This is a genomic window from Pseudomonas sp. JBR1 (assembly GCF_028198185.1).
Taxonomy (GTDB): domain Bacteria; phylum Pseudomonadota; class Gammaproteobacteria; order Pseudomonadales; family Pseudomonadaceae; genus Chryseomonas; species Chryseomonas oryzihabitans_E.
The window spans coordinates 2709425-2729752 of sequence record NZ_CP116340.1; the positions used below are offsets into that span (position 1 = coordinate 2709425).

Annotated in this window: 19 protein-coding genes; 10 read left to right on the forward strand and 9 right to left on the reverse strand. The window is 66.5% G+C overall.

The window, feature by feature from the left end; translation table 11 throughout:
- Positions 1-140 precede the first annotated feature (140 nt).
- A complete protein-coding gene (locus PJ259_RS12545; RefSeq protein ID WP_271653049.1) occupies positions 141-833 on the forward strand; it encodes a 3'-5' exonuclease in 693 nt (230 codons plus the stop codon).
- Here the strand turns inward: PJ259_RS12545 and PJ259_RS12550 are convergent.
- Entirely contained in the window at positions 830-1306 is a 477-nt protein-coding gene (locus PJ259_RS12550; protein WP_271653050.1) for an Lrp/AsnC family transcriptional regulator, read from the reverse strand. The genes PJ259_RS12545 and PJ259_RS12550 overlap by 4 nt on opposite strands.
- 133 nt (positions 1307-1439) lie before the next feature.
- On the opposite strand from PJ259_RS12550, the gene PJ259_RS12555 reads away from it, so the two are divergent.
- A complete protein-coding gene (locus PJ259_RS12555; protein WP_271653051.1) occupies positions 1440-2483 on the forward strand; it encodes a zinc-dependent alcohol dehydrogenase family protein in 1044 nt (347 codons plus the stop codon).
- Positions 2484-2487: 4 nt separating this feature from the next.
- Here the strand turns inward: PJ259_RS12555 and PJ259_RS12560 are convergent, their stop codons facing one another.
- Entirely contained in the window at positions 2488-2979 is a 492-nt protein-coding gene (locus PJ259_RS12560) for a hypothetical protein (RefSeq protein WP_174523150.1), read from the reverse strand.
- A 242-nt stretch (positions 2980-3221) separates the two neighbouring features.
- Here PJ259_RS12560 and PJ259_RS12565 point away from each other — a divergent pair, with 242 nt between their 5' ends.
- On the forward strand, positions 3222-4241 hold the full coding sequence (locus tag PJ259_RS12565) for a branched-chain amino acid aminotransferase (protein ID WP_271653052.1): 1020 nt from the start codon (positions 3222-3224) through the stop codon (positions 4239-4241).
- A 963-nt stretch (positions 4242-5204) separates the two neighbouring features.
- Here PJ259_RS12565 and PJ259_RS12570 read toward each other — a convergent pair.
- The 3 genes from PJ259_RS12570 to PJ259_RS12580 all read right to left on the reverse strand — a co-directional run bounded on the left by PJ259_RS12570 (position 5205) and on the right by PJ259_RS12580 (position 8090).
- Entirely contained in the window at positions 5205-5768 is a 564-nt protein-coding gene (locus tag PJ259_RS12570) for a DedA family protein (RefSeq protein ID WP_059316213.1), read from the reverse strand.
- A gap of 9 nt (positions 5769-5777) precedes the next feature.
- Complete coding sequence (locus PJ259_RS12575) at positions 5778-6884, reverse strand: calcium:proton antiporter (RefSeq protein ID WP_271653053.1); 1107 nt, start codon at positions 6882-6884, stop codon at positions 5778-5780.
- Positions 6885-6989: 105 nt separating this feature from the next.
- On the reverse strand, positions 6990-8090 hold the full coding sequence (locus PJ259_RS12580; RefSeq protein WP_271653054.1) for an acyltransferase family protein: 1101 nt from the start codon (positions 8088-8090) through the stop codon (positions 6990-6992).
- 228 nt (positions 8091-8318) lie between these two features.
- Here PJ259_RS12580 and PJ259_RS12585 point away from each other — a divergent pair, with 228 nt between their 5' ends.
- The 4 genes from PJ259_RS12585 (at position 8319) to rutR (ending at position 13154) form a co-directional block, all read left to right on the forward strand.
- The gene (locus PJ259_RS12585; RefSeq protein WP_160923955.1) at positions 8319-9269 is read left to right on the forward strand and encodes an adenosine deaminase; all 951 of its coding nucleotides are present in this window, start codon (positions 8319-8321) and stop codon (positions 9267-9269) included.
- 2 nt (positions 9270-9271) lie between these two features.
- Positions 9272-10078 carry a histidinol-phosphatase gene (hisN, locus tag PJ259_RS12590; protein ID WP_271653055.1) on the forward strand — a complete coding sequence of 269 codons (807 nt, stop codon included), beginning with the start codon at positions 9272-9274 and terminating at the stop codon, positions 10076-10078.
- Between the two features lie 379 nt (positions 10079-10457).
- The gene (locus PJ259_RS12595) at positions 10458-12128 is read left to right on the forward strand and encodes an ArnT family glycosyltransferase (RefSeq protein WP_271653056.1); all 1671 of its coding nucleotides are present in this window, start codon (positions 10458-10460) and stop codon (positions 12126-12128) included.
- Between the two features lie 342 nt (positions 12129-12470).
- Positions 12471-13154, forward strand: coding sequence for an HTH-type transcriptional regulator RutR (gene rutR / locus PJ259_RS12600; protein WP_271653057.1), 684 nt, complete (start codon positions 12471-12473; stop codon positions 13152-13154).
- Between the two features lie 7 nt (positions 13155-13161).
- Here rutR and PJ259_RS12605 read toward each other — a convergent pair whose 3' ends face one another.
- A complete protein-coding gene (locus PJ259_RS12605; RefSeq protein ID WP_271653058.1) occupies positions 13162-14067 on the reverse strand; it encodes an alpha/beta fold hydrolase in 906 nt (301 codons plus the stop codon).
- Positions 14068-14194: 127 nt separating this feature from the next.
- Between PJ259_RS12605 and PJ259_RS12610 the strand changes: the two genes are divergently transcribed.
- Together PJ259_RS12610 and PJ259_RS12615 are read left to right on the forward strand one after the other, a co-directional pair.
- On the forward strand, positions 14195-14623 hold the full coding sequence (locus PJ259_RS12610) for a GNAT family N-acetyltransferase (RefSeq protein ID WP_271653059.1): 429 nt from the start codon (positions 14195-14197) through the stop codon (positions 14621-14623).
- A gap of 45 nt (positions 14624-14668) precedes the next feature.
- Complete coding sequence (locus tag PJ259_RS12615; RefSeq protein WP_271653060.1) at positions 14669-15139, forward strand: hypothetical protein; 471 nt, start codon at positions 14669-14671, stop codon at positions 15137-15139.
- A gap of 5 nt (positions 15140-15144) precedes the next feature.
- Here the strand turns inward: PJ259_RS12615 and eutC are convergent, their stop codons facing one another.
- From eutC to eat, 3 genes are all read right to left on the reverse strand, one after another.
- Positions 15145-15960 (reverse strand): ethanolamine ammonia-lyase subunit EutC, encoded by an 816-nt coding sequence (gene eutC, locus PJ259_RS12620; protein WP_271653061.1) that lies wholly within the window; start codon positions 15958-15960, stop codon positions 15145-15147.
- 120 nt (positions 15961-16080) lie between these two features.
- Positions 16081-17472, reverse strand: a complete 1392-nt coding sequence (locus tag PJ259_RS12625) for an ethanolamine ammonia-lyase subunit EutB (protein ID WP_271653062.1) — start codon at positions 17470-17472, stop codon at positions 16081-16083.
- 22 nt (positions 17473-17494) lie between these two features.
- Positions 17495-18859: an ethanolamine permease gene (eat, locus tag PJ259_RS12630; protein ID WP_271653063.1), complete on the reverse strand. Its 1365-nt coding sequence runs from the start codon at positions 18857-18859 to the stop codon at positions 17495-17497.
- A 338-nt stretch (positions 18860-19197) separates the two neighbouring features.
- On the opposite strand from eat, the gene qhpR reads away from it, so the two are divergent.
- A complete protein-coding gene (gene qhpR / locus PJ259_RS12635) occupies positions 19198-20241 on the forward strand; it encodes an AraC-like transcriptional regulator QhpR (RefSeq protein ID WP_059316225.1) in 1044 nt (347 codons plus the stop codon).
- Positions 20242-20328 lie beyond the last annotated feature (87 nt).

Sequence of the window (20328 nt, forward strand, 5' to 3'; positions counted from 1 at the left end):
CGCCAGATGGTCCGCTCGTCGCCACCGCCGAACGGCCTGTGTCCTGTGGCGATGATCTTGCATCGAATGCCCACACCCGTCGTAGAGCCGACCCTGTTGGCTTCTGGGCGCCTCCTTGGTTTCACCTGTCAGGCCGTGTCATGAACCTGTTGTCGTCGTCTTTTTCTGCCACTGCCGTCCCCGGCTACAACGCCCAGCAAGTACGGACGCGCGAACAGGCGCGCCGCTGGCTGGAGCAGGATGTGCTGGTGCTGGATACCGAGGCGACCGGTCTGGGCGAGGACGCCCAGCTGATCGAGGTGGCGGTGATGACCCTCAGCGGCCGGGTGCTGCTCGATACCTTGGTCCGCCCCAGCATCGCCGTACCGCGCGAGGCGACCCTGATCCACGGCCTGACCGATGCCCACCTGGGCCAGGCGCCCGCCTTTCCCGAGGTGTTCGCCCAGCTCTGGCCGCTGCTGCAGGGCCGCACCGTGCTGGCCTATGGCATGGCCTTCGACTATCGCCTGCTGGCCCATAACGCGGGCTTGCATGGCCAGGCACTGCCGCCGGAACTGGAGCGGGAGACGCCGCCGGTGCAACTGGTGGATGGCACCCGCCTGCACTGCCTGATGCAGCTCTATGCCCAGTTCTGGCAGGAGCCGAGCCTGGACAGCCGGAGCCAGGACGGCTGGCGGCGCAAGTCCCTGGCCGCGGCTGCGCGCCAGCAAGGCGTCGCCGTGCAGGAGACTCACCGCGCCCTCCCCGATTGTCGCCTCAAGGCTGCCCTGGTCCAGGCCCTGGCCGACGAAGCGCCGGCCACCTGGCATGGCGTGCAGGCCCTGGCCGGCTAACCGAGCAGGTAATCCACCGGCAGTTGGCGGTCGAGCTTCATCTCCCGCAGGCAGAGGTTGGAGCGGATGTTGAACACCCCCGGCAGCTTGCGCAGCACCTGCTCGACGAAGCGGCTGTAGTCGTCCAGATCTCGCGCCACCACGTGCAGCAGGAAGTCCGCTTCCCCGGTAACGTTGTAGCAGGCCAGTACATGGGTCGAGGCACCGATGATGGCCTCGAATTGCGCCGTGACCTCTTCACTGTGCTGGGTGCAGCCGATCTGCACGAAGGCCATGACGCCGATGCCCAGCCGCCTGCGGTTGAGCACCGCCTGATAGCCCTCGATCACCCCGGCCTCCTCCAGGCGCTTCTGCCGCCGCCAGCAGGAGGCCTCGCTCATCGACAGCTGCTCGGCCAGCCGTGCATTGGACAGCCGGCCATCGCGCTGCAGGCGCTCGACGATGGCGACATCCTGACGATCGAAGTGAGGCATGTAAGGATCCTTTCTGATTAGGTTGCTGGCACGAAAGACTATTTCAACCTGGCGGCTTCCGAGAAGCCATTCAGACAGGCTAATTCCGCGCGGCTCGCCATACTGGAGGTCTCATCCCACCCGAGGCCCCGCCATGAAAGCCGTCGTCTACGAAGCCTTTTCCGCGCCACCCCGCCTGTGCACCGTGCCGGACCCTACCCCCGAGCCGCACGGCGTGGTGCTCAAGGTCATGGCCACCGGCGTCTGCCGTAGCGACTGGCACGGCTGGGTCGGCCATGACACCGACATCGAACTGCCCCATGTGCCGGGCCACGAACTGGCCGGGGTGGTCGAGGCGGTAGGCAAGGACGTGACCCGCTGGAGCATCGGCGACCGGGTAACGGTGCCCTTCGTCGGTGGCTGCGGCGCCTGCCCGCAGTGCCATGCCGGCCACCAGCAGGTCTGCGACCATCAGTTCCAGCCCGGCTTCACCCACTGGGGCTCCTTCGCCCAGTACGTCGGCATCCACCAGGCCGATCTCAACCTGGTCGGGCTACCCGAGCAGCTGGACTTCGCCACGGCGGCGAGCCTGGGTTGTCGCTTCGTGACGTCCTTTCGCGCCGTGGTCGACCAGGGCAAGGTCAGCGCCGGCCAATGGGTGGCGGTGCACGGCTGCGGTGGCGTCGGGCTCTCGGCGATCATGATCGCCAGCGCCCTGGGCGCCCAGGTGGTGGCCATCGACATCACCGCCGACAAGCTGGCCCTGGCCCGCAGCCTTGGGGCCGTGGCCACCCTCGATGCCACCCAGGTAGCCAGCGTGCCCGAGGCGGTGCAGGAGATCACCGGCGGCGGTGCCCATGTCTCCCTCGACGCCCTGGGGCATCCCACCACCTGCTTCAATTCCATCGCCAGCCTGCGCAAGCGCGGCAAGCACGTTCAGGTCGGGTTGCTGCTGGGCGACCAGGCGGCGCCGGCGCTGCCGATGAACCTGGTGATCGCCAAGGAGCTGGAGATCCTCGGCAGCCACGGCATGCAGGCCCATCGCTACGACGTGCTGATGGCCATGCTGCGCAACGGCACCCTGGCACCGGCGCGATTGATCGGTCGCGAGATCAGCCTGGCCGAGTCCAGCGAGGCCCTGATGCACATGGACAGGTTCGAAGGTACCGGCGTGACCGTCATCACCCGCTTCGACTAGGGCGCTAGCCGGACTCCGCCGCCTGCAACACCCAGCGCAGCCCCTGCAGGTCCTCGGCGGACAGGGTTGCGCGCAGGCGGCAGAGGCGATAATTGACCCGGGTATTCATCGCCACCCATTCCAGGTCCTGGCGGCTGGGCTGGCCGATGAAGTACTCGCCGTAGCGCTCATCCAGCCCGGCCATGCGGTACTGGCCCTTGAGCGGCAGGTAGAGCTGACCGTTCATTTCCCAGCGACTGGCGCTGCAACCATGGAAGCGCACCTTGTCGCCAAAGGTGGACAGCTGGGTGCGGAAATCGGTGGTGGCGTTGCCAGCACTGGTCTTGAACTGGCTGGCGATCACGCTGAAGACGATCCCGTCGGGCGAGGGCGCCCCACGCCATTCGATGACCCGACGATTGAGCGCCGTGTCGAACTTGTCGGTGAAGATGCCGGCGGCCTGCGCCGTGAGCGTTGGCAGGGTCAGGGCACCCAGCAACGCCATCATTGTTTTCAAAACAGACTCCTGGTGGCGACCCGCACACCCAGCCTGAAGCAACAGGCAGAGGCGGCAAAGGGCCAGCTTCAGTCTTTGGAGACCCGATTGGCTGAAAGGTGCCCCCAGCGGTCCGGATAAGCGGTATCTTTCACAGTCTAGCGACGAGCCAGGCTCGTCCATCCCTTGAACCGTCGCCAGCGAGGCGTACGGCCCGACCACGAAACGACCGGCCAAACCGCCGGAGAGCACTGCGAGGATCTATGAGCGCTGCGGACATCGATTGGAAGACCCTCGGTTTCGACTACATCAAGACCGACTTCCGCTATATCGCCACCTATCGCAACGGCAGCTGGGGACCCGGCGAGCTGACTCGCGACAACCAGCTGCACATCAGCGAAGGCTCCACGGCCATCCACTACGGCCAGCAGTGCTTCGAGGGCCTCAAGGCCTATCGCTGCCAGGACGGCTCCATCAACCTGTTCCGTCCCGACCGCAACGCCGCGCGCATGCACAAGAGCTGCGCCCGCCTGCTGATGCCGCCGGTCCCCACCGAGATGTTCATCGAGGCCTGCCAGCAGGTGGTCAAGGCCAACGAGGCCTGGATTCCGCCCCACGGCACCGGCGGCGCCTTCTACCTGAGACCCTTCGTCATCGGCGTGGGCGACAACATCGGCGTGCGCACCGCCCCCGAATTCCACTTCGTGGTATTTGGCATCCCGGTCGGCGCCTACTTCAAGGGCGGCATGACCCCGCACAATTTCGTCATCTCCGGCTACGACCGCGCTGCGCCCCAGGGCACCGGTGCCGCCAAGGTCGGCGGCAACTACGCCGCCAGTCTGATGCCCGGCGCCCAGGCCAAGGCCGAAGGCTTCGCCGACTGCATCTACCTGGATCCCCTGACCCATCGCAAGATCGAGGAAGTCGGCTCGGCCAATTTCTTCGCCATCACGGGCGACGGCAAGTTCGTCACCCCGCGCTCCGAATCCGTGCTGCCAGGCGTGACCCGCATGTCGCTGATGGAGCTGGCCCGCGAGCGGCTGAACCTGGAAGTGGTCGAGGGCGACGTCTATATCGACCAGCTCGACCAGTTCGTCGAGGCCGGCGCCTGCGGCACCGCGGCGGTCATCACCCCCATCGGTGGTATCCAGTACGGCGAGAAGCTGCACGTCTTCCACAGCCTGACCGACGTCGGCCCGGTGACGCGCAAGCTGTACGAGGAACTGACCGGCATCCAGACCGGCGACAAACCGGCTCCGGAGGGTTGGATCGTCAAGGTCTGACTTGAGGTTGGTTTAGTGTGAAGAAGGCGCCTCAGGGCGCCTTTTTTGTTGGAGAAGGGGTTGGCGGTAGGTTGGGTCGAGCGGAGCGAAGTCCAACACCAAAGGCACGGCGTAGGTTGGCGCTGAGCGCAAGCGAAGCCCAACGGATTGCGGTTAGGGTTATAGGTGCCCTAGCTGTTTATCGCAGTCTGTTCGTGGCTCTTGTTTCGCCCACCCGGGCGAGTCACTTTTGCCAGTCACGGCTGCGCGCCCCGGACAAAAGTAACCAAAAACGCTTGCCCCGATCATCCGGCCCTCCGCTGAGCTCCGGGTGACTCGCGTTGCTCGCCCTTCGGGCCAGCCTGCGACTGTTACTTCGCTGCGCTTCGTTTCGCTCACGCCAGCGCCGTTCCGGGATCGGCCTACACGGGCCGTCCATGGCCCGTTAGGCATCTCGCCGCATCCATGCGGCTCGACCCACTCCAGGACACTGGCGTTCGCCCTCCTGAACGGGGCGATTCGCGCGCCTGATGCCTTGGGTGCAAACCGGTAGGGTGGACAACGGCGCAGCCTTGTCCACGCGTTAAGCGTTACTCCCTCAGTGGAAAACGCTACGCGGTTTTCCACGCTACAACATGTGAACACCTAAGTATCAGGCTTGCGCCCCGTCCCCGTCAGTGAGGCCGAGTGCAGGCGTTGCGCAGGGGGATGCGAGGTAGGACGCCGAGCAAGGCGCGAGGGGCAGGAGGCCCCTTCGTGCCGTGCCCCCGGAGCGGCGCCGGGGCGCGGGGACCCGGAGCGCAGCGAAGGGCCGAAACGTGGGGACAAGCGTTTTTGGTTACTTTTTTGGCGTTTGAAAAAAGTAACTCGCCCAGGTGGGCGAAACCAAAACCATCAAGGCACTCGATAACGAGCCGGGGCACACACGAGCACACAGGAGCGTTGGGCTTCGCTTGCGCTCAACCCAACCTACGCAGCCCTCCCCTACGCCCCCTCTCGCCGCCGCAGGATGGCGCGGGCGCCGATAAAGAGCACCACCACGCAGATCGCCGCCGCGACCAGCCAGCGCTTCGACACATGATGCTCGGCGAAGAAATCTCGCAGGATCTCCCCTACCGCATAACCGATGCCGGTCATGACGAAGCCCCACAGCAGGGCGCCGATGATGTTGAAGAACAGGAACCGCCGCGGCCGCACGCCGCTGGCACCGATCAGCAGCGGGCCGATCAGGCGGAAGCCATAGGCGAAACGGATGCCGATGATCCACAACGCCTCGTGGCGATGGATGCGGCTGCGCAGCCAGTCGATGCGCGCTTGCTGGCGCTTGAAGCGGCTGAGGATGCTGTCGCCATAGCGACGGCCGAGATAGAACAGCGTCTGATCGCCGATGAAGCCGCCCAGGGCCACGCACAGCGCCGTGAGCGGAAACAGCAGGTAGCCATGTCGCGCGGCGATGCCGGCCAGGATGGCGACGCCGTCGCCCTCCACCAGCGCACCCAGGACGGCGGCGCCGTAGCCGTAGTTGCTGATCACCTCGCTGTCGATCATGGGGCCGTCCTAGAGACCGAGGATGGTCAGCATGATGAAGGTGCCGAACAGCACGAAATGGGTCATGCCCTCGATGGCGTTGGTCTCGCCGTCGTTCAGGTTGATGGCGGCGACGATCAGGGTCACGGCCATCATCACCGTCTGCACCGGCGTCATGGCCATCTGGATCGGCTGGCCGTTGTACAGGGCGATGGCCTCCACCACCGGTACGGTGAGGATCACGGTGGACAGGCTGGCGCCCAGGGCGATGTTGATCACCGACTGCATGCGATTGGCCATGGCCGCGCGCAGGGCGGTGAGGATCTCGGGGCTGGCGGAGATCACCGCCACCACCAGCGCCGGGACCAGGGCGGGAACAGCCAGACCTTCCAGCCCGGTATCCAGCGACTTGGACATCACCTCGGCCAGGGCCCCGGTGGCGACGATGCCGACGATCAGCATGGCGATGGACAGGGTGGCGCTGCTTTCACCATGGCCGGCGGTGGCGGCTTCGCCCTCGGCAGCCGGGCGCTTGCGCTTCTTGTCCGGGTAGTTGTAGCTGAAGAAATAGCTGTGCGGACCGGTCTGCATGCGCAGGAACAGGGCATAGAGCAGCGCCATGGCACCGATGGTGAAGAAGGAATAGACGTGCCACTGGGCCGAGGGAATGAATTCCGGCACCAGCATGGAGATGCTCACCGCGGTGATGATCATCACCCCGTAGCTGCGGCTGGAGTCATCGTTGTAGGCCTGCTCGCCGTGCTTGAGGCCCCCGAGCAGCGCGGCCAGGCCGATGATGCCGTTCATGTCCAGCATGACCGCGGCATAGATGGTGTCGCGGGCCAGGGTCGGCGAGTGGTCGTGGCTCATCATGATCGCTAGGATGATCACCTCCACCAGCACGGCGGAGAGCGTCAGGATCATGGTGCCATAGGGATCGCCGACCTTTTCCGCCAGCAGTTCGGCGTGGTGGGCCACACGCATGGCCGCACAGATGATGGCGGCGATCAGACCGCCAGCCGCGATCAGCGCCAGGGTCTGGCCACCGCCGAGCAGCGCGTGTTCGAACACATAGGCCAGCACCGTGGTGCCAATGGCGACCAGCAGCAGGGTTTCGTCTTTGAGAGCGGCGAGCATGGAAAAGGGCGTCCTTGGTTGAGCAATGCCTTGTTACGACCGCCGTAGACGGCAAAACGCTCGCAGGCACCTGCATCCCGCCGGAGATCGCCGCCCCAGCCGGGCTCAACCCACGCGAGCAGGCGGCATCAGCCGCTTCCACACCGCCTTGGTGCCGGTCGCGCAGGCCTGGCGATAGCCCAGGGCATGGCGTTCCACCAGGAACCAGGACACCACCGCCAGCGGCAGGGTAATGCCGATGGAGAGCACCACCATGGTCCAGGCCTCGATGCCGGGAATCACCGCCGCCAGGGTCTGCTGCACCGGGAAGGAATAGATGTAGAGGCCGTAGGAGTAGTCGCCTACCTCATTGAAGGCGCGGATGCGCCCGGCCGGTACGAAGGCGAGATAGAGCAGCACATAACCTAGCGTCAGGTTGTAGACCAGGTAGAAGCTGTCGCGGTCGGGCATCGCCACCGCCAGCAGCGCCACGGCGGCGACGAAGGCCGCCCGCGACAGGGGGATGTAGCCACGCAGCACATAGAAGGCGCCCCCTAGAAAGAACATCTGGAACAGCCGCAGCAGGTGCGATTCGCTGGCGAAGAAGTAATAGGCGAACAGCTTGAACAGCACGGCACCGGCGGCGAACAGCAGGATGGCGCGCTGGAAGTGGCGACTGTCCAGCCGCAGCCAGAGCACGAACAACCAGAGCAGCGCCAGGGCGCCGTACATGCCCACCTCGAAGGGCAGCGTCCACAGCGAACCATTGACGATGGCCTGCAGCGGATTGCCCTCGAACAGTCCGGGCAGATCGAATTCGGCGCCAGCGATCAGGCCGGTGTTCTTGAACAGATAGAACCAGGTCTGGGGATCGCTCAGATAGTCGTGCAACGGTGCCCGGGTCAGCCAGGCGCCCAGACCCAGCACGGTCAGCACCAGCATCACCAGCAGCCCTGGCACCACGCGCAGGGCACGGCCCCAGACGAAGTCGATGATATCGGCGCGGCTGAGCAGACTCTTGGTGACCAGAAAGCCACTGGTGATGAAGAAGATGTCGACCGCGATGTCGCCCAGGGTCATGCCCAGGCTCTCGCGTCCGGGTTCCGCCGTGGCGGTACCGCTGGAAATGGCGAAGCTGTGGCTGAAGACCACGGCGAGCGCCGCGATCATGCGAATCAAATTGAGATTGTTGTTCTTGCCGCCAACGTAATCCTGAACGGTCTGCACGGATACCTCACGTCTGGTGTTTGGAGCCATGCGTCCCGATTGTAGTCAGATCCAGACCCAATGCAGGCCTTATGGCCCTTTGCTGGCCCAAAGCGTGGAATGCTGGGAATTTCTGACCGCCCAAACCACCGTACATCGGTCAGCGGGAACCCGGATGCCTGCGGAAACCGGTGCAAAGCGTGCGACAATCGTCCATCTTTTTCCGATTCAAGCTATCCCGAGGATCCCATGTACGACTGGCTCAATGCCCTGCCCAAGGCCGAACTGCACCTGCACCTGGAAGGCACCCTGGAGCCCGAGTTGCTGTTCAAGCTGGCCGAGCGCCATGGCGTCGCCCTGGCCTGGCCGGACGTCGAGGCCCTGCGCGCCGCCTACAACTTCGGCAACCTGCAGGAATTCCTCGACCTCTACTACGCCGGCGCCGACGTGCTGCGTACCGAGCAGGACTTCTATGACCTGACCTGGGCCTATCTGCTCAAGTGCAAGGAGCAGAACGTCATCCACACCGAGCCCTTCTTCGATCCCCAGACCCACACCGATCGCGGCATTCCCTTCGAGGTGGTGGTACGCGGCATCACCCAGGCGCTGACCGACGGCGAGAAGCAGCTGGGCGTGACCAGCGGGCTGATCCTGAGCTTCCTGCGTCACCTCTCCGAAGACGCCGCCCAGGCCACCCTGGACCAGGCGCTGCCATTCCGCGACCACTTCGTCGCCGTCGGCCTGGACAGCTCCGAGAAAGGGCATCCGCCAAGCAAGTTCAAGCGCGTCTTCGCCCGAGCCCGCGCCGAGGGTTTCCCGGCCGTGGCCCATGCGGGCGAGGAAGGCCCGCCGGAGTACATCTGGGAAGCCCTGGACCAGCTCGGCGTGGTGCGGATCGACCATGGCGTGCGCGCCTTCGAGGACGAGCGCCTGATGGATCGCCTGGTCGACCAGCAGATTCCGCTCACCGTGTGCCCGCTGTCCAACACCAAGCTCTGCGTGTTCGACGACATGAGCCAGCACACCATCCTCAAGATGCTCGACCGCGGCCTCAAGGTCACCGTCAACTCGGACGATCCGGCCTACTTCGGCGGCTACGTCACCGAGAACTTCATGGCCCTGCACGAAGGCCTGGGCATGACCCAGGCGCAGGCCCAGCGTCTGGCGCAGAACAGCCTCGACGCCCGCCTGGTGAAATGAGCATGAGCCTGACCGCTGCCGAGATCTCCTACTACGAACGCTTCGCCGAGCGCCTCGCCGATGCCGCCGCCGTGGCCATCCAGCCCTACTTCCGCGCCCAGCTGGCAGTGGACGACAAGGGCGACGCCGCCATCGCCGGCCGCCGCTACGACCCAGTGACCATCGCCGACAAGGCCGCCGAACGGGCCATGCGTGAACTCATCCAGGCCGAGCACCCGGATCACGGCATCCTCGGCGAGGAAGAAGAGAACGTCGCCGGCAGCAGTCCCCTGAACTGGGTGCTGGATCCCATCGACGGCACCCGTGCCTTCATCACCGGCCTGCCGCTGTGGGGCACCCTGGTGGCGCTCAACGACGGCAGCCGCCCGGTGATCGGGGTGATGAACCAGCCCTTCACCGGCGAGCGCTACCTGGGCACCCCGGCCGGCGCCTGGCGCAACGGCGCGGCCCTGCGCACCCGGGCTTGCGCCAACCTGGCCCAGGCCCGGCTGATGTGCACCAGCCGCGACATCTTCGACACCCCCGAGCGTCTGGCGGCCTTCGACGCCGTGGCCGCCGAAGTGCAGCTGGCCCGCTTCGGCGGTGACTGCTACGCCTACTGCATGCTCGCCTCGGGTTTCGTCGACGTCATCATCGAGGCGGGCCTGCAGCCCTACGACGTCCAGGCGCTGATCCCCATCATCGAAGGCGCCGGCGGCCGCATGACCGCCTGGGACGACGGCGACGCCCAGCAGGGTGGTGCCATCCTCGCCTGCGGTGATCCGGCGCTGCATGCGCAGTTGGTGGAGCGGCTCAAGCACCTGGCCTAGGACGCCCACTCTCGTAGGTTGGCGCCGAGCGCAGCGAAGCCCAACATTACAGTGCGTCCAGCCTGGCTTATGGGCGCTCTGGCTGCTTATCGAGGTTTGGGGAAGATGCTAGAACCACCGGCAGCCCCTATAACCCACCAGGGCCCTATAGCTAATCCTCAGCAATCGCGGCCATGGGCCGCTCCTACAAGTTTGGATCAACCCTGTAGGAGCGGCCCATGGCCGCGATTGGCGATGCTCCATTTTCCGTAGGAATGGCGATATCGGCGGACAATCCGTCAGCCCCGTCGTGCCCATGCACGTCGCCTCGGGCAACCTCCTTAAGCCCCCTCTAAGCCAAACCCCGTATACCGGCAGGATTCCGCCAAGAGTCATTGCCTTGCTCCCCTCCTCCTCCCCTGCCTCGCCACGCACCGCGCGTCTAGAGCGGGTACTGCTGCTCTGCTGCCTGGTTGCCTACCTGCTCGCCGGTCTATTCGGCCGTGGCCTGTGGAAGGCCGACGAGCCCTACTCCTTCGGCATGGTGTGGAATTTCCTCACCACGCCGGACTGGCTGATCCCGCGGGTCGGTACCGCGCCCTTCATGGAAAAGCCGCCGCTGATGTACTGGACCGGCGCCCTGGCCGTGCGGCTGTCTTCGCCCTGGTTGAGCGCACCGGACGGTGCCCGGCTGGCGGTGCTGGCCTGGATGCTGGTGACCCTGGCCGCCCTGGCCTGGCTTACCCAGAGGGTGCTGCCCGGGCGTAGGCGCCAGGCCGTACTCGCCCTGCTGGGCATGCTCGGCATCGTGCAGCACAGCCATCTGCTGATCGCCGACGTGCCCCAGCTGGCCGGTGCCACCCTCGGCCTGGCCGGCCTCGCCGCGCAGCTGCACGACCGGCGCCACCCCTGGCGTCATGGCCTGCTGTTTGGCAGCGGTCTCGGCATCGCCTTCATGAGCAAGGGCCTGCTGGTGCCGGGGGTACTGGGGCTCACGGGAGGACTCTGCGCGCTCTGCTGGCCCAGGCGCCTGGTCGAGCCGGAAGGTCGCCGCTGGCTGCTCGCCGCCAGCCTAGGCGCCCTGCCCTGGCTGCTGATCTGGCCTCTGCTGCTCTGGCACCGGGCCCCGGAGCTGCTCCATACCTGGTTGTGGACCAACAATATCGGCCGCTTCTTCGGCCTGGAGGCACGCAACAGCGACAGCGACGGCCTGGTCTCCAGCCTGGCGGACCTGGTGGCGCTGTCCTTTCCCACCGGACCGATCCTGCTCGGCGCCACGCTCTGGCAACTGCACCACCGCGGCGGCAGCCCCTTGCGACGGCTGGGCCGCCATCCCGGCCTGGCCACCGTGGTGCTCTACACGATCGTCTGCCTGGCGGTCCTGCTCAAATCAGCGGTGTTTCGCAGTCTCTATCTACTGCCGCTGTTTCCGGCCCTGGCGCTGCTGGCGGCGCGCCTGCAGCCGCCGCTCCCTCTCGCCCGGTTCGGGCGCGTTCTTGGCCTGGGCGTCTGGACGCCTCTCATCGCCCTGCTGGCCCTGGGTGGCCTCGGCCTGGCGCGGGGCTGGCCGCTGCCCTGGCCAGCCTTGATCCGCGATCACCTGCCGATAGGAGAACGCCTGCCGGTGAGTCTTCTGGCCTGGACCCTGGCCCTGCTGGCCCTGGTCGCCTGGGGACTGGTGCTGGGTGTGTGCCGTCGACTGACGCCGGCCAGTGTCTGGTTCGTCGGCCTGACCGTCAGCTGGAGCCTGGCCAACAGCCTCTGGCTACCCTGGGTCGATCTGGGCAACAGCTATGCGCGGCCCTTCACCGAGCTGCAGCAGGTACTCCCGCCCACGGCTTGCCTGGCCAGCTATGGCCTGGGCGAGTCGGAACGCGCCATGGTGCATGTCTATACCGGCTATCCGCCGCAGGAGATATCCGACCTCGCCCAGGTGCCCTGTCGAATCCTGGTGGTCCAGGACGAAAGACACGAAGCGGTGGCCATGCCCACGGGCTGGCAGGAGCTCTGGCAGGGCGCCCGCCCCGGCAATCGCAAAGAGCGCTTTCGCGCCTTTCGGCTCAGCCCCTAGTCTCGGCTCGCTGTCCGGGCAGGCGGTCGAGGACGTGAAGGGCCCGCTCGAACATGAAAAACCCGTAGCCCTGGACAGGCGAGCTGAATCGTTTAACCTTGCCACGATAAGCTCTAGCCTGCGGATTTCAGGCGAAACGACTTTGCGCTGCCAGACGGCCGTGCCCGGGCCATGGCTGTGCCCTTGACGTGCTAGAGTGAAAAAACGGATCGACGCTGCAACGCTCGACCGAAGGTTCGTCGACCAGGACGGTGCGAACCCGAGCGACCGTGCTGCCGGAGCCGCTCGCGTTCCGGCGCAGTCGGCACGGATCAGACGCTGAAAAGGCCCAAGGAGCAGTTCGTGAATCAGGCCAGCGATTCCCCGCCACGCAAACCTCGTCAACCCAGTCCCGCCGCCCAGCTGCGACGACAGCGCCAGATCGAGGCCAAGCGTACCCAGATCCTCAGCGCCGCCCTCGACATCTTTTCCCGCTTCGGCCTGCATGGCGCCAGCCTGGATCAGGTGGCGCTGCAGGCGGACGTCTCCAAGACCAACCTGCTCTACTATTTCAGCAACAAGGAAGAACTCTATCTCGCGGTGCTGCGCCAGCTGCTCGCCACCTGGCTGCGGCCCCTGCGCATCTTCAGCGAAGACCAGGAGCCCCTCGACGCCCTACGCGGCTATTTGCGACAGAAGCTGGAGATGTCCCGCGACCACCCCGCCGAATCCCGGTTGTTCTGCCTGGAGATGGTCCAGGGCGCACCCTTGCTGCTGCCCGAATTGCAGAGCAGCAGCCTGCATGCCCTGATGGACGAGAAGGTCCGGGTGATCCGCGCCTGGATCGACGCCGGCCGCCTGGCACCGGTGGATCCGCATCAGCTGATGTTCAGTATCTGGGCCACCACCCAGCACTATGCGGACTTCCGGGTACAGGTACAGGCCCTGTGCGGCCGCACGCTGAAGGATCCGGTCTTCTTCGACGAGGTCCTGCGCGGCCTGGAAACCCTGATCATCGACGGCCTGCGTCCACGTCCGGCCGCCTGAGCACGCCTCAGGGTGTCAGGAAGAAGTCGGCGAACAACTCGCTCAGCAAGGGCCAGAGCGGTGCCGGCAGATCGTGAGCCATCTCGGCAATGAGCTCGAAGCGGGCACCGGGAATGGCCCTGGCCACGGCGCGCCCACAGGCTGGGCGCAGGAGCGGATCCCGCGCGCCATGTACTACCAGAGCCGGCGCCTGGATGCGCCGGGCGAAGGGGCGCAGGTCGCCACTGCCCAGCAGGGCGAACAGCTGCCGCTGCACCCCGTCCACGTCCACCCCGCGCGCCAGGATACGCTGCACCAGGCGTTCGAGATCAGCGTCGCTCTGGCGGTAGCTGGGGCTCTCGATACCGCGCAGCAGGTTCTTCTGTCGGGCGAGCGCCGCATCGGCCGGCAGGTCGGTCGGCGGCCGCAGCAGCAGGCTGCCAAGCAGCTTGAACGAGGGCGGCGGCAACAGCGGCTGATTCGTGGACGAGAACAGGATACCCAGGCGCGCGACCCGCTGCGGCCAGTCGGCGGCGAGGATCTGGGCGATCATGCCCCCCATGGAGCCGCCCAGCACATGGGCGCGCTCCAGCCCCAGGTGATCGAGCAGCCCGACCGCATCGGCGGCCATGGCTTCCAGGCGATAGGGCACCGCGCTGGGCTTGCCCAGCTGCGCCCGCCCCAGCACCGGCCACAACGACGGCGGTCGCCCACCGGGCCAGCTCAGCCGCGAGGACTGGCCGACGTCGCGATTGTCGAAGCGGATCACCCGCAGTCCACGCCGGACCAGGGCTTCGCAGAAGCCTTCCGGCCAGAGCAGTAGCTGGGCGCCAAAGCCCATGATCAGCAGCAGCGCCGGATCGGCGGGATCGCCCCAATCCTCGTAAGCCAGTTCGAGGGCGCCAATCCGGGCGCGACCTTCACGTATGTCCATGGCTCCCCCGCGAAATCGGTAAAGGTTCATGCTACCCCAAGGCCAGCGTGAGCAAAGCGGTAGAACCCGACGGTCACGCAGCAGCGGTGCGCTATGCTCAGGCGACCCTCTACCTGAGACCATGGCCATGCCTGCAGCGCCCCTGGAATACCACCTTACCGACGAAGCCCGGGAGGACCTGCGCCAGGCCATCGCTGCGCCGCTGCGACAGTACAACGAAGCCCAGGCCGGCCCGAGCGGTTATCGGGCTTTGGTCATCAGCCTGAGCCGCGACGGCCAGCCCCTGGGCGGACTCTGGGGCTACACCAGCTATGGCTGGCTCTATGTGCAGTTGCTGGCGGTGGACGAAGCCGCCCGCGGCCAGGGTGCCGGCCGCGGGCTAATGTTGCGCGCCGAGGCCGAAGCGGTAGCCCGCGGTTGCCACGGTGCCTGGCTCGACACCCACGAATTCCAGGCCCGCGGTTTCTACGAGCGCCTGGGTTATGAGCTGTTCGGCGAACTGGCGGACTATCCACCGGGCTTTGCGCGGTATTTCCTGCGCAAGGCGCTGGTCTGAGCGGCCGGCTACCGAGGGACCATGCGAGCCTTATCCTTTCGAGCAATGGGTCTGATAGCGCTGCTGGCGCTGGCTGGCAGCAGTCAGGCCGAACCTGGCGTCAGGGTCATCGACGGGCGCGGCTGCCTGCTAGGCCTCACAACGGGTGAGCAGACCCAGACTCAGCCGACGCTGGCCTTCGTCGGCGCCCTGTACGATGAGCCAGGAATTCGCCGGGAGGTGCTCTTGCAGATGGCGCAGACCGCCCTGGCCACCGGCTGCCCGGCCGACGAACCTGTCGACGCCGGAGGCCTGACGCCGCTCAACGCCGCCATCCTGTTCAATCGGCCGGACCTGGTCGCCCTGCTGTTGCGCTACGGCGCCGACCCGGAGCGACGTATCGCGCGCCCTGGCAAGGCATCGGATGGCTGGAATGCCTACCAGCTCCAGGCCTTCCTGAAGCAGAAGCGGCCCCTTGATCGCAGTGCCATCGACCGTTTGCTGGACGAGCATCGCCAGCGCGCCGCGCGCCCCTGAAGTCGCTAGAACGCGGTCAGGAAATTCCCCACCCGGGCGTTCTCTTCCCCACCCTCCAGCAGGGGCACCTCGGCTTCGTCCTTTAGCTGAACCCCGGAGAGCTTACGGCGATCGGCCTCGCGCATCAGGTAAAGCAGCTTGTGCGCCGCCAGGCCATAGGCGAGGCCCTCCAGGCGCACGTTGGAGATGCAGTTGCGACCGGCATCGTTGAGGCCCGGGCGCGGACCATAGGTGAAATAGAGGCCGAGGCTGTCGGGTGAGCTGAGACCGGGGCGCTCGCCGATCAGCATCACCAGCAGCCGCGCCTTGAGCAAACCGCCGATCTCGTCACCCACCGCCACCCGGCCCTGTTCCACCAGGGTGACCGGCGCCCAGCGCCAACCGTCGGCCTTGGCCTGGTCGGCCAGCCGCTCCAGGAACGGCAGGGCATGGCGATGCACTGCCAGGGCCGAGAGGCCGTCGGCGATGACCACGGCGACGTCGAAGCCATCCGGATGCTCGGCGGCATAGGCCTGGAGTTCGCGGGCGGATTCCTCCGACAGCTTGCGTCCCAGGTCGGGGCGCTGCAGATAGGTGTGTCGATCCGGCGCGGCGCTCTTGAGCACCAGGGTCTCGCGGCCCTGGGCGGTCAGGCCTTCACGCAGCGCCTGGTGATCGAAGGTCAGGTGCACGGCATCGCGGGCCTGGGCATGGGCGGCCTGGAAGTCCAGCTGGGCGGCAGTGGGCAGGCTGGTGCCGGCGCGGCCCAGGGCGATACGCGCCGGGGTCAGGCGACGCAATTCGGCCCAGGGATCGGGGCGGGCGGTGTCGTTGGGGTTCATGGGCAAGACTCCTGAGCGATTCGGTGTCTGTCTGGAAAGGCTATCGCGGCCATGGGCCGCTCCTACAGGGATGGACGCTCTTGTAGGAGCGGCCCATGGCCGCGATAGTCGCGATCCTCCCTAAATCTGCGCCAACACCCGCTGGAACGGCGCGGGCAGGCCCTCGCCGAGGCGGAAGCGGCCGTCCTCCAGGCGCAGGATGCCCAGGCGGTCGAGCCAGGCGGCGAATTCCGGTGCCGGCTGCAGGCCCAGCACCTGGCGGGCGTAGAGGGCGTCGTGGAAGGAGGTGGTCTGGTAGTTGAGCATCACGTCGTCCGAGCCCGGGATGCCCATGATGAAATTGATGCCCGCCGCGCCCAGCAGGGTCAGCAGCATGTCCATGTCGTCCTGGTCCGCTTCGGCATGGTTGGTGTAGCAGATGTCGCAGCCCATGGGCACGCCGAGCAGCTTGCCGCAGAAGTGATCCTCCAGGCCGGCGCGGATGATCTGCTTGCCGTTGTAGAGGTACTCCGGGCCGATGAAGCCGACCACGGTGTTTACCAGCAGCGGCTGGAATTTGCGCGCCACGGCGTAGGCGCGCACCTCGCAGGTCTGCTGATCGACGCCATGGTGAGCGCCGGCCGACAGGGCACTGCCCTGCCCCGTCTCGAAATACATGAGGTTGTCGCCTAGGGTGCCGCGGCGCTGCGACAGGCCCGCTTCGTAGCCTTCCTGCAGCAGCGCCAGGCTGATGCCAAAGCTCTCGTTGGCGCCCTGGGTCCCGGCGATGGACTGGAACACCAGATCCACGGGCGCGCCGCGTTCGATGGCGGCGATGCTGGTGGTGACGTGGGTCAGCACGCAGGCCTGGGTCGGGATCTCATAGCGCTGGATCACCGCATCGAGCATCTTCAGCAGCTCGCAGATGCCGCCCGTGCTGTCGGTGGCCGGGTTGATGCCGATCACCGCATCGCCGTTGCCGTAGAGCAGGCCGTCGAGGACGCTGGCGGCAATGCCGGCCGGATCGTCTGTGGGGTGATTAGGCTGCAGCCGGGTCGACAGCCGCCCACGCAAGCCAATGGTGTTGCGGAAACGGGTCACCACGCGGACCTTCTGGGCTACCAGGATCAGGTCCTGGATGCGCATGATCTTGGACACCGCGGCGACCATCTCCGGGGTCAGTCCCGGGGCCAGCGCAGCGAGACTGGTCTCGTCCGCCGCCGGGCCGAGCAGCCAGTCGCGAAAGCCGCCCACGGTGAGATGGGCGACCGGCGCGAAGGCCTGGGCATCGTGGCTGTCGACGATCAGCCGGGTGACTTCGTCGGCCTCGTAGGGAATCACCGCCTCGGTGAGGAAATGCCTGAGCGGTAGCTCGGCCAGGGCCATCTGCGCCGCCACCCGCTCCACGTCGCTATTCGCGGCGACTCCGGCCAGGACATCTCCCGACCGCGCCGGAGTGGCCTTGGCCATGAGCGCCTTGAGATCGGCGAAACGCCAGGTCTGGCCGCCTACACTGTGCTGGAAACCGCTCATGCTACCTCCCGGGTTGCGCTGCTCAGGCCTCGCCAAAGGCAGCATCGGGTGCAATGTCGCCCTGTCTACGGCTGAGACCGCAGACCAGCGCGCCTATCACCATCAGTACCACGAAGACGCTGGCGATCACCGGGTTGTACCAGACCATGGCGATCAGGCAGACCACCGCCAGCACCAGGGCGATGGCTGGCACCACCGGATAGCCAGGGGCGCGGAAGGTGCGCTCCAGATGGGGCTCGCTGCGGCGCAGCTTGAACAGGCTGAGCATGCTCATGATGTACATGACGATGGCGCCGAACACGCTCATGGTGATCATGGCGGCGGTCAGGGTCATGCCCTGCAGGCTGATCACCCCGTCGCTGAAAATGGCGGCGATGCCCACCACGCCGCCGGCCAGCACCGCCCGGTGCGGCGTCTGGAAGCGCGACAGCTTGGCCAGGCCGTGGGGCAAAAAGCCGGCGCGGGCCAGGGCGAAGAATTGCCGCGAATAGCCAAGGATGATGCCGTGGAAGCTGGCCACCAGCCCGAACAGGCCGATGCCCACCAGCAGGTGCAGCCACACGGAGCCTTCGCCCACCACCCCCTTCATGGCCTGGGGCAGCGGATCGTTGATGTTGGACAGCGCCCGCCAGTCGCCCACGCCGCCAGCGAAGATCATCACGCCGATGGCCAGGGTCACCAGGGTGAGGATGCCGGCGATATAGGCCTTGGGAATGGTGCGCTTGGGGTCCTTGGCTTCCTCGGCCGCCATGGCCGCGCCCTCGATGGCGAGAAAGAACCAGATGGCGAAGGGGATGGCGGCGAACATGCCACCCACCGCGGCCAGGGAGAACTGGTCCTGGCCAGCCCAGCCACCGCTGGTGAAGTTGGCCACACTGAAGCCCGGCGCTACCACACCCATGAAGATCAGCAGCTCGATCACCGCCAGCACCGTGACCACCAGCTCGAAGGTGGCGGCGATGCTTACCCCGAGGATGTTCAGGGTCATGAAGATGAAATAGGCCGCTACCGCGCAGAGCTTGGGATCGAAGGTGGGAAACTGCACATTGAGGTAGGCGCCGATGGCCATGGCGATGGCCGGTGGCGCGAAGACGAACTCGATCAGCGTCGCGATCCCGGCGATGGTACCGCCCCGGGGACCGAAGGCGCGGCGGCTGTAGGCGAAGGGGCCGCCGGCATGGGGAATGGCGGTGGTCAGCTCGGTGAAGCTGAAGATGAAGCAGGTGTACATCACCGCCACCACCAGCGCGGTGACCAGAAAGCCCAGGGTCCCGGCGACGCCCCAGCCATAGCTCCAGCCGAAGTACTCCCCGGAGATCACCAGACCCACGGCGATACCCCAGAGGTGCAGGGTGCCGAGGGTCGGCTTGAGTTTTTCGTTGGTCATGACAGGCCACTCCCCTTGTAGCGACGTGATCCGAATGGACGACCGCGATCCCGCGATGCCCGGCTTTTTCGAGCTTAAACAGGCCAGGACCGCGCCGACTTGACCGCTCAGCACGGCCGGTGCGACCCAGGGTCAAGTCGGCGTTACCCCTCTTCCCAGGCTGCTACCCGCGACCGCACCAGCACGGTGCGACACCCACCCTCGCGCCCCGCAATGAGGCATACCAAGGGCCGAATACCGTGAAGCCCTCGACGTTACGGCACCTGTACCGGGTCGACGTCTGGCCCGGGGCACAGCCTTTGCTTCATTCATGCCGATCCCCTCCCTGGACCCGCCCCATGCCCCTGGCCGCTTCCGGCTTAGCCGCCCTGACCTCACCGTCGCGCAACCTCGGCGTGCTCTCTGCCGCCGCCAGCGGGCTGGATACCGTCATCACCAGCCACGGCGGCGATGTCGATCGCATCTTCGGCACCGCCGGCATCGATCCGGAACAGTTGCAGCACCCCACCCTGAGCCTGGGGCTGGGCAACTACTGCCGGGTCCTGGAAGAAGCGGCGGCCCAGTCCGGCTGCGACAATTTCGGGCTGCACTACGGGCAGCAATTCAAGCCGCAGATGCTCGGCCTGCTGGGTTACGTGGGGCTCTGCTCGCCCACCGCCGAGGCGGCGCTGCAGAACTTCGCCGCCGCCTTTCCCTTCCACCAGCACAGCACCCTGATCCAGCTGGTGGACGCCGGTGACTGCTGGCGCTTCGACTACCAGGTGCGCCACGGCGCCATCGTTGCCCGCCGCCAGGACGCCGAGCTGACCCTGGGCATGCTGCTCAACCTCTTGCGCCATGTGCTCGGCCCGACCTGGGCGCCGCGGGCGGTGCAGTTCGAACATCCCCGGCCCGAGGGCTGGCACGAGCATCGCCGGCTGTTCGATGCCGCGGTCAGCTTCGGTCACCCTTGCAACGCCATGCTGGTGCCCAAGGCCGACCTGCGCGACCGCACCATGCCCGACCACGACCCATTGCTCCTGCTGGTGGTGCAGGACGCCATTCGCCAACTCGGCCAGCGCCTGCCGCAGCTGGAACTGCTCGAAGAGGTCCGCGCCTCGGTACGCCTGGCCCTGCCCCTGGGCGAACCCAGCCTGGAGACCATCGCCCAGCGTCTGGACCTGTCCACCAGCCAGCTGCAACGCCGCCTGCGCGACCAGGGAGCGAGTTTCTCGGCGCTGGTCGAAGGCGTCCGCCGCGACCTGGCTCAGCACTACCTGCGGCAGCGGCTGCCGATCACCGACCTGGCGCCGCTGCTGGGCTACTCGGAGACGAGTGCCTTTTCGCGGGCGTTTCGGCGGTGGTTTCAGGTGAGTCCGCGGCAATGGCGGGGCCTTTCGTAGAGGTTGGATCCTTTAGCGCCAGCGAAGCCCTACGTCGAGCGGCCATCCAGGCACCGCCGTCGGTAGGTTGGTGCTGAGCGTAGCGAA

What these genes read in the sequence shown, in the direction of transcription:
- PJ259_RS12545 (WP_271653049.1), top strand. Translation starts at nt 141, where the DNA reads ATGAACCTGTTGTCGTCGTCTTTTTCTGCCACTGCCGTCCCCGGCTAC.
- PJ259_RS12550 (WP_271653050.1), bottom strand. Translation starts at nt 1,306, where the DNA reads ATGCCTCACTTCGATCGTCAGGATGTCGCCATCGTCGAGCGCCTGCAG.
- PJ259_RS12555 (WP_271653051.1), top strand. Translation starts at nt 1,440, where the DNA reads ATGAAAGCCGTCGTCTACGAAGCCTTTTCCGCGCCACCCCGCCTGTGC.
- PJ259_RS12565 (WP_271653052.1), top strand. Translation starts at nt 3,222, where the DNA reads ATGAGCGCTGCGGACATCGATTGGAAGACCCTCGGTTTCGACTACATC.
- PJ259_RS12570 (WP_059316213.1), bottom strand. Translation starts at nt 5,768, where the DNA reads ATGATCGACAGCGAGGTGATCAGCAACTACGGCTACGGCGCCGCCGTC.
- PJ259_RS12575 (WP_271653053.1), bottom strand. Translation starts at nt 6,884, where the DNA reads ATGCTCGCCGCTCTCAAAGACGAAACCCTGCTGCTGGTCGCCATTGGC.
- PJ259_RS12585 (WP_160923955.1), top strand. Translation starts at nt 8,319, where the DNA reads ATGTACGACTGGCTCAATGCCCTGCCCAAGGCCGAACTGCACCTGCAC.
- hisN (WP_271653055.1), top strand. Translation starts at nt 9,272, where the DNA reads ATGAGCCTGACCGCTGCCGAGATCTCCTACTACGAACGCTTCGCCGAG.
- PJ259_RS12605 (WP_271653058.1), bottom strand. Translation starts at nt 14,067, where the DNA reads ATGGACATACGTGAAGGTCGCGCCCGGATTGGCGCCCTCGAACTGGCT.
- PJ259_RS12610 (WP_271653059.1), top strand. Translation starts at nt 14,195, where the DNA reads ATGCCTGCAGCGCCCCTGGAATACCACCTTACCGACGAAGCCCGGGAG.
- PJ259_RS12615 (WP_271653060.1), top strand. Translation starts at nt 14,669, where the DNA reads ATGGGTCTGATAGCGCTGCTGGCGCTGGCTGGCAGCAGTCAGGCCGAA.
- eutC (WP_271653061.1), bottom strand. Translation starts at nt 15,960, where the DNA reads ATGAACCCCAACGACACCGCCCGCCCCGATCCCTGGGCCGAATTGCGT.
- PJ259_RS12625 (WP_271653062.1), bottom strand. Translation starts at nt 17,472, where the DNA reads ATGAGCGGTTTCCAGCACAGTGTAGGCGGCCAGACCTGGCGTTTCGCC.
- eat (WP_271653063.1), bottom strand. Translation starts at nt 18,859, where the DNA reads ATGACCAACGAAAAACTCAAGCCGACCCTCGGCACCCTGCACCTCTGG.
- qhpR (WP_059316225.1), top strand. Translation starts at nt 19,198, where the DNA reads ATGCCCCTGGCCGCTTCCGGCTTAGCCGCCCTGACCTCACCGTCGCGC.